This window comes from Paenibacillus elgii NBRC 100335, assembly GCF_004000865.1.
GTDB classification, from domain to species: Bacteria; Bacillota; Bacilli; order Paenibacillales; family NBRC-103111; genus Paenibacillus_G; species Paenibacillus_G elgii.
On the sequence record NZ_BIMB01000056.1, the window covers coordinates 40,424 to 46,611 of the forward strand.

Here is a 6,188-nt window from a genome sequence, read left to right on the forward strand (position 1 = left end):
ATGGAATCGTCGTATTATTCATTCATTTGTGATGGAGTGACCTTATTGATATAGAAAAAGATGTCAAATGTCTTGCCGAATGCAGCGTCTACAAACAAAGGTACTTGAGGTCCCAATTTTGTTATTCCGGCAAATAGAGGACGGGTTTCATCTAACCAAGTTTTCACCGAACCGCTTGCTTTGCGCAAGTCTACAAAAAATTGATCTTGTTTGACTTGTCCGAAGGTATAGTTAATACTATTGGGGTCATCGCTTTTAACCGTTCCGTAAGGACCGAATTTGCCGCTTTCATTAATACCGTTATATGAACCTGAATTGATTGAAGTCCCGATGGATACGTATTTGTCGCCGTAATGTTTAGCCAAATGTTGTCCTGACATCTCCGGATATACGAATGGAAGAATATTGGTTTTGGATATATGTCCGTTATGACCCCATACAATGGTTTTCCCCCATTGCTCTTGTGTCCACTTCGCATTTTCATACATTGCAATATCATGTCTTAAGAAGAACTCCGGCTGTTCTTCAGCTGCAAACATATAAATAAATTGCTCGATAATACGGGCGCTATGCAATGCCCATGCGTAATCTTCTTTTTGCTTGCCGGTATTAGCTTCATTTTTTTCTAGCAGCTCAATAATAGACCGGGCATTGGAAAGATGCTTTTCTTTCTCATCTTTGGGCAGTTCCGCAAAACTTTGATCATCTTTTGTTGCGGGAATAAGCTCTTTCATTTTGCCATTTAATTGAGAAATCAAATTCGGATGATATTGTTGGATATAGTCCGAAATTTTGTTAAACACATGTTCATCTAATTTTTGTTGATCCATCCCGATTACACGTACTTTGTTGACATGTTTGGGATTGGCATTGTAGTCACGAATCCATTCCAACATCTGTGTCTCTTCTTTATTGTTAAACGTGGGGCTGAGATTTTTGCTTGGATGCCCTTCACCTGTAAGAACATAGCGATCAAGCATCAATCCGTTCCCCCAGTTCTCTTCTAAGACAAGGTTTGTAAACCCCAATTCCGTAACCATATACTGTACGATACGGGTTTTCATTGTGAAGATTTCATGCATGCCATGAGAAGCTTCGCCTAAACCAACAATAGAAGCGGATCCTATCATCTCTTTAAGTGGTTGTAAATCTTCCAAAGAAGCACGAGGCTCAGTTGTTGTTAATTTGATTGCATTCTTCTCCAGCCACTGTAATGGAGTCTGGTTGTCCTTCATGTCAGTTTCAAGTTTAGATGCAGGCGTATTGCCCGAACTGGGTGGTGTTGATGGGATTTCTTCTGTGGAACAACCGGCCAAACTTATACTACATATTGTAGTAAGCGCCAGCCTCGTTAATAATTTCTTGTTCATTTTTTTCCTCCCCAGGGTTATTGTTTGACAATCGTTGCGAAGCGATTTGTCTCCCCGAGTATTGCAAAGTAATTGTCATACTGCCAAGATGTATTATGTCACCATGATGCGTATTTACTGTCATATGACGGCTCATCGCCCAATGTTTTCTGGGACCGAAGTGAGCAATTCGGCTTCACGACAGAAGCTTATTCCTTGGATGATGCGTTACAAGCGGCGGCAGAGGAGGCGGCGAGATCGGTCATTTTGTCGGATACCGGCGATAACCCGCTGCAGGCGCTAGCATGGATTTGACCCTCGTTCTGAAGCGGCTGCTAGAGTTGGGTTGGCGGGAGACGTTTGTTGCCGTCATCGTTGATGCGGCAGCGTGGGAGATGTGTTCGAAGCAGGTGAAGGCGGGCGTGTCGGATTCGGTCTCGGACGGTTCTATCCGACATTTGCTTGCGGTGATTCGCAGCTAGCCGTCCCGCAGAGGTCGTCACGCTGGGAACCGTTCGCGGCAAGGCATGCGCTGTCGTCCGGAGCAGTGGGGTTACCTTATATTTAATACGAAAGAAATGACCGATCTGATTGAATGGATTCGGGTCTATAATAACAATCCAGACAATGATCAAAAAGTGTGCGTATCATAGGCATGTGAAAACGATTAGCGAAAATGTCTATGAATCCATCATAGAGTATGTGCAACTGCATAAACCGGAACTTGTGCCACTTTTGAACGATAAGTTTAAAGACCTTATCCCCGAACGAAGGATGCGTACATTTACATGAATCTTTCGGAAGAAATGAAAAACAAATATCATGAAGACACCGAAGAAATTCGTAGGTTGCTCGAACAGAATACAATTGAACGGGGAATCCCCAGAATTCACCTGGATCGAACAGTATGCTGCCGTCATCGAACAGTTTACCAAAATGATGGGATACTTACCGGAGAAGCCTAAAGACTTTTACAATCAGTATGATATTGCGATGTACGAAAATGCCAGATGGACGGAGGAGAAATTTGGGAAGTCGATCGTCTGGGCGCGCAACGGCCACACCGCGAAAACAAATCTGCTCCCGCAAGTATATGACGAGATCGCGGGACAACATCTGGCAAAGCATTACGGCCCTAAATACGTATCGATCGGAACTTCAGTCACTACAGGCCAATATCAAGCGGAAGACGAAATGGCAAAACCATCGTTCCGTTTCCAGTTAATGCGAACCACCCGGAAAGCTTTAACTACGCATTCGGCCAAGTCGAGTTCTCGCAATATGCCATCGATCTTCACACGTCAACATAGCCTTGGAACAAGTGTTCGATATTGTCGTCCATATTCAGAATGTGACGGCATCGCAGATGAACTAATGAGGATCAACCTGTCTGAGAACGCCTATCAGCTAATCGGACCATTCGTGCTTCCTATTCTCAAGTTGGGCTTGAATCCATTTCGTTGACTGAATCCAAATAACTTATCATTTTACAATCCAGGACTGGGATAATCCTCTCTTTGGAAAGTATCACATGACATTTTTACACTGGCGCAAATGACACAGGAAGCTGTACGATGCGGGTATTACTGGAGAGGAGCGATGAACCTATGAAGAACATTATGACAGGTTTCATCCAAAATGGTTATTTTTTATTATTGACTTTTGCTACAGGTCTGTTTTACTTTTGCTTCTATCTGGTTGCTCTATCGTTTAGTTTAAGCCTTTCTTTTACAGTCATTGGCATTCCTTTAGTCACTCATGTTTTACGAACAACTGCAACGTTTATTCAATTTGAGCGAACGCAAACAAAAATTTATACCGATGTTACGATTGCCCCATACGACAAGAAAGCGACAACGGAAGGATCGGTGTGGACTCAAGCCAAATCCGAGCTGACGGATCGTCGCAATTGGGTCGCCGTCTATTGGTTGATGCAGAAATTAGTGATTGGGCTTATCAGCCTCGTCAGTGCCGCAGCGCTCTATGTAGCTCCTTTTATGTTACTCCTGACTCCACTGCTGTATCGTTACATTGATATGAATGTTATTATCATGCGTGTAGATACTTTGGCAAAATCGCTCATTGTGATGGCGGTCGGAGCCGCATTTGCTTTGATCAGCTTCAAGCTAGCCGATCGCTTGGTGAAATCGATCGGAGGTTATACTCGTATCATGATTCGACAGTTAAAATGATAGCTATGAAAAATATCAGACGTTGGATACAGGGGTTGAAACGAATTGTTGGACATGGTTAAACAGTGGATATGGTATGACTGGATTATGTTGGCGACCCGCTTTATAAACAGCACTACGCTCATCATCACGATGATCAGTGTTCAGGAAGGTTTGACACTACCGCTTTGGATCGTTGTTTTCTGGGGAATCGCTGCCTTCTCCATTCCTTGGCTTTGCTTGCAGTTCAGTTATAAATACTACCTGTTCACGGAAATGCTGATCTATGGCGGACTGTGCATCTATTTAACTTCATTGTTCCCTGTTGCTTTCGTCTCATTTCTTGTCTCTGCGTTTCTCATCGCGGCGAATAGCGCCCACCGATCTTATCGTTGGACGGCTCCGGCCACGATCCTTATTTTCCCCGCCTTGTTCTATACGGTAGCGCAAAGCAACGATTACTTTATTACGATCAGTTATTATGGGCTTGCTTATGTGATGGGCTTCGCCTTTCATTTATTGATCGTCAATCATCGGCAAAATGAAACGATTCGTAAGCAAAACGCGGTGCTCGAGCAATATATGTCCCAGATCGAGCGCATTACGCTGACGGAAGAACGAAATAGGCTGTCGCGGGAGCTCCACGATACGGTTGGGCATGCGTATACTTCCATCATCATGGGAATGGAGACATTGCGTGCCGAGCTTGTTACCGAAACAGGCATACAAAGACTAGATTCCTTGCTTGAACTGGGCCGCAAAAGCATCGAGGAAGTGAGGGGCTATTTGCATCAAATGGGATCAGCAGAGGATTCGCTGATTCAGTCTCTGCAACTGCTTGGAGATGAATTTCAGGAGCATGCCCAGGTCAATGTCATTTTCCGAGTGTTGGGAGAGGAGTATATGTTGTCACGGCAAGCGAAAATGGCCTTGACTCGCTGTATGCAAGAGTCGCTTACAAATGCCGTTCGTCACGGCGAGGCGACGGAAATGACCGTTTCACTACAATTCGAACAGCAATTTACGAGGCTTGAGGTGCAGGACAACGGGCGAGGGATGGAAGAGTGGCGCGAGGGGTTCGGCATTAACGCGATGAAGGAACGAGCGATGAATTTGCAGGGCCAAGTATCCGTTTTTACGAAACCGGGGGACGGGACACGGGTCACTTGTACTTTGCCCCGACAAGCGGAGACGTTGGAAGAGGAGATACGCTTGCTGATTGTCGATGACCAACCGTTTATTCGAGAAAGTTTGCGGACGCTGCTGGACAAATTCCCGGATTTGGTCATAGTCGGCTTGGCTGAGGACGGCGAGCAAGCTGTCGACTTATGCGGACGTCTTCAGCCTCACGTGGTGCTCATGGATTTGGATATGCCGCGCAAGGGTGGAGCGGAAGCAACCACGATCATCAAGGAGCAGTGGCCTCATATCCGGGTATTGATTTTCACCACGTTTCAGGATGGCGAGCAAGCGCGGGATTTACTGCGCAACGGCGCGGACGGTTTCCTGCTGAAAACGACGGAGCCGCTTGAGTTAGCTAATAAGATACGGATTATTCACCGTGGAGACACGTTGATCGAACAGGGAATGTCCCGCAAAATATTTGAAAAGCTTGATGAGAGCAGCGCATTACCGCGATCGAATACGGCCGATACCTATGATTTGACACCCAGAGAAATCGAAATATTGCAGCTTGTCGCCAAAGGTCACCGGTACAAGACGATAGCGTCCAAATTGTATTTGTCGGTCGGCACGGTCAGAAACTACGCCAGCTCAGTTAATACTAAGCTTGGCGTCAGCAACAAGGAAGAAGCTGTTATGAAAGCTTTGGAACTTGGAATCATCGCATAAACCCGGATGATAACTGCCACTGCCGAACCTGATTCCTATGTCGATCTGTACGCGGCGAACGTTATTAATATTTGCAATTTCTTGTTCTTTAATTCCAGACAAGGAATTGCATCCACTGTTTTTTAAGGCATAAGACGGCGCCGAGCATATGAACACCGCTCCACTTCCCTTGGTTTATGCTGCTGTTCTCCCCTAACACCTATGCCTGCCCAAATGGAAGTCGTGATCAAGAAACTAAGAAAATGATGTTTGTCTAAGGTTATCTTATAAAAATATAAGGTTTGTCCAATCGGATATTATAAACAGTCTCACATTGATGTTAAAAAAACAGCCTAAAATGGGCTGTTTATGTCTCAAATGATCATATAACTCACATTCAGGCACGAAAATGAAATATAAACTTAGTCATGTAAGCCTGGTGAGGGGAACCCTTTTAACATTTTTATGTAAAGGGTTTTCCTTTTATCAGATTTGCTCAAACCATATGACAAGATTACTTGAATAAGAAGACTACCCAAAAGGAAAAAATTGTTTGTTGCTCATTATCGATTAACATGATATATTGTTCTTCCGGCCGTTGAGAGGCGGTCGTAAGTCTAGCAAATAAACGGATGATCTGCTTCGATTGATTCGTACTTTCGAGACGGATTGGAAGAAAAAAAAGCTATTGACTTTCAAATGGTTAACATGATATATTATTACTCGCTGCTTCGGCAGCAACGTTGAGTAAGACAAACTTGCTCTTTGAAAACTGAACAACGAGTAACGTGCGAATCTCATATGAGATTCAATTAAGCTAGTAAACGAATTGAGCTTT

General features: G+C 44.4%; 5 protein-coding genes. 4 read left to right on the plus strand and 1 reads right to left on the minus strand.

Going from position 1 to position 6,188, the window contains the following annotated elements:
• Nucleotides 1-14: 14 nt before the first annotated feature.
• Entirely contained in the window at nt 15-1,370 is a 1,356-nt protein-coding gene (locus PEL01S_RS28720) for an erythromycin esterase family protein (protein ID WP_127462692.1), read from the minus strand.
• A gap of 284 nt (nt 1,371-1,654) precedes the next feature.
• On the opposite strand from PEL01S_RS28720, the gene PEL01S_RS34655 reads away from it, so the two are divergent.
• From PEL01S_RS34655 to PEL01S_RS28735, 4 genes are all read left to right on the plus strand, one after another.
• Nucleotides 1,655-1,831: a hypothetical protein gene (locus PEL01S_RS34655; RefSeq protein ID WP_157261614.1), complete on the plus strand. Its 177-nt coding sequence runs from the start codon at nt 1,655-1,657 to the stop codon at nt 1,829-1,831.
• Between the two features lie 340 nt (nt 1,832-2,171).
• Nucleotides 2,172-2,813, plus strand: a complete 642-nt coding sequence (locus PEL01S_RS35435; RefSeq protein ID WP_239551378.1) for an erythromycin esterase family protein — start codon at nt 2,172-2,174, stop codon at nt 2,811-2,813.
• 152 nt (nt 2,814-2,965) lie between these two features.
• Nucleotides 2,966-3,541, plus strand: a complete 576-nt coding sequence (locus PEL01S_RS28730; RefSeq protein ID WP_127462694.1) for a sensor domain-containing protein — start codon at nt 2,966-2,968, stop codon at nt 3,539-3,541.
• Nucleotides 3,542-3,595: 54 nt separating this feature from the next.
• On the plus strand, nt 3,596-5,371 hold the full coding sequence (locus tag PEL01S_RS28735) for a helix-turn-helix transcriptional regulator (protein ID WP_127462695.1): 1,776 nt from the start codon (nt 3,596-3,598) through the stop codon (nt 5,369-5,371).
• Nucleotides 5,372-6,188: the final 817 nt, after the last annotated feature.